Source organism: Yersinia sp. J1 (assembly GCF_050586585.1).
In the GTDB taxonomy this organism is placed as follows: Bacteria; Pseudomonadota; Gammaproteobacteria; order Enterobacterales; family Enterobacteriaceae; genus Yersinia; species Yersinia entomophaga.
Window position 1 is genome coordinate 1 of sequence record NZ_JBOBDP010000038.1, and the last position, 2,368, is coordinate 2,368.

The following is a 2,368-nucleotide window of genomic DNA, read 5'->3' on the forward strand; positions in this document are numbered from 1 at the left end:
TAGGTGCGACATGAAGTCGTTCGAAGAATTGCTCTACCCGCAAAGTATCGCGGTGATAAAGCCCGCTGTTCCGTCAGCGGTAGCCTACTGATCCAGGCTCGATGGGTAACTGTTGGGTCTGAAGCGATCGGGACAATGTAGCAGGGGCTGCAAGTACCAATGCGGCTCAGGCGCTAGGCTTGATGGTACGGTTAACACAAGTGAACTGCTGATAAACGTCGTCAACATTAAGCAGCCAAAGGTACTGAAAGGCTGTAGCCAAAAGGCACAGTAGCTGGATATTCCTTTTTATACTGGGGATACGCGGACAACAGAGCTACCGGCGGAGAAGCAGAACCTAACCCATCGTGTTCTTCGAACGGAACATGGTAAATCCGTATCGCCGCCCGGTTGGGCAGGGGCCTCGTAAGGGAAACCGTTGGTGGTGCGGATAGAGGAGGACTGAGAAAGCGAAGGCCATTCTGTAATGGAATGGATAGAGGTTGCGTCGATAGGCAACATTACCTCACGCGAAAGCGGGCAAACTTCAGTCTGGTCTTTCATCACGAGAGAGTCTGGCGAACCTTTAAAGGAGGGAAAGCAAATGACGGTGCAGCTAAATAGCTCTGGTGCACTCTCCGATCAGGCGACGCACTGGCACAGTATTGACTGGGCAAGATGCCACCGCGAGGTCAGAAGGCTTCAGGCACGTATCGTGAAGGCAACACAGGAAGGCAGACATGGCAGAGTGAAAGCACTGCAATGGCTGCTCACCCACTCGTTCAGCGGCAAAGCTCTCGCCGTTAAGCGAGTGACAGAGAATCGCGGCAAACGAACTTCTGGCGTGGATGGGATTACGTGGTCTACGCCGAAGATCAAGCTCAAAGCAGTATTATCACTCAGGCGAAGGGGCTATTGTCCTCAGCCACTGAGGCGGATTTACATCCCAAAAGCCAACGGGAAGCAGCGGGCACTGGGCATTCCCTGCATGATCGACCGGGCGCAGCAGGCACTGCATTTGCTCGCTTTGGAACCGATAGCCGAAACAACCGCAGACCCGAACTCATATGGGTTCAGGTCTGCCCGATCAACGGCTGATGCAATTGAACAGTGCTTCAAGGCTCTTTCACACACCGATTGTGCGGAATGGATCCTTGAAGCTGACATCCGTAGCTGCTTTGACGAAATATCGCACGACTGGCTGGTCGCCAATATCCCGATGGACAAGGCGATCTTGCGAATGTGGCTGAAAGCTGGCTACTTTCACCATAATGTCCTTTATCCAACAGCGGCGGGCACACCCCAAGGGGGGATCATATCGCCAACGTTGATGAATATGACTCTTGATGGATTAGAACACTTGCTGCGACTTAAATATCGCAGGAGTACCCGCAATCCGTCGAAGGTCAATATCGTTCGATATGCGGACGACTTCATCATAACCGGTGTGACACGTGAAATGCTGGCAGAAGAAGTTATCCCTATGGTCGAGCAGTTTTTGGCGGAGCGAGGTCTCTCGATGTCGCCAGAAAAGACCAGGCTCACACATATCAGCGATGGATTCGACTTCCTCGGCATGAACGTACGCAAATATGGGGGCAAACTGTTAATCAAGCCAGCTCCTGTAAGTGTCCAACGTTTCCTGCGCAAAGTAAGGGGAGTGATTAAGGGTAATGCAATGGTGCGACACGACACACTGATAAAGAAACTCAACCCGATGTTACGTGGATGGGCAAATTACTATCGGCATGTTGTGGCGAAACAAACATTAAGTAAGGTCAGTTGCGCGATATGGCATAGCCTGTGGCGCTGGGTAAAACGTCGGCATCCCCACAAGGGAACTGGATGGATTAGGAGGAAGTACTTCCGAATCATTGGATCCCGGCACTGGGTCTTTGCCACGGAAACCGGCAGGATACTCCAAACTGGAGTCCCCGAGCTTCTGGAGCTTTACAACATTGACAGTACGCCGATCAGGCGGCACAGGAAAATCCGTTCTGATGCCAATCCATTTGATCCTAAATGGGAAATCTACTTCGAAGAGCGATTGACCCTTGCAATGCAGAGGTCAATCAAGGGGCGAACCCGGCTGATTCGAATATGGTTGGCTCAGGAACGAAATTGCCCTGTCTGCCGACAGATGATCGGAGAATCTACTGGATGGCGTCTCTACCACGTGGAACGAAAGATCAACGGTGGGCGAGATACCAACAGTAATCTGATGATGTTGCATCCGGACTGCTACCAGATAGCACGCGCTCGTAGATTCAAAGTTGTGAAACCGGCTCCTTCAATGGGGCTTTGAAAGGCTTGAGCCGTGTGCGGGGAAACTCGCAAGCACGGTTCTTAGGGGAGGATGCGGTGGTAACACCGTGTCCTTACCCGACCG

General features: G+C 52.1%; 1 protein-coding gene. It reads left to right on the plus strand.

Translation table 11 applies throughout. The features are described 5' to 3' along the window. Positions 1 to 583 precede the first annotated feature (583 nt). Complete coding sequence (ltrA, locus tag ACQ4OC_RS19405) at positions 584 to 2,284, plus strand: group II intron reverse transcriptase/maturase (RefSeq protein WP_050135942.1); 1,701 nt, start codon at positions 584 to 586, stop codon at positions 2,282 to 2,284. The last annotated feature ends 84 nt before the right edge of the window (positions 2,285 to 2,368 follow it).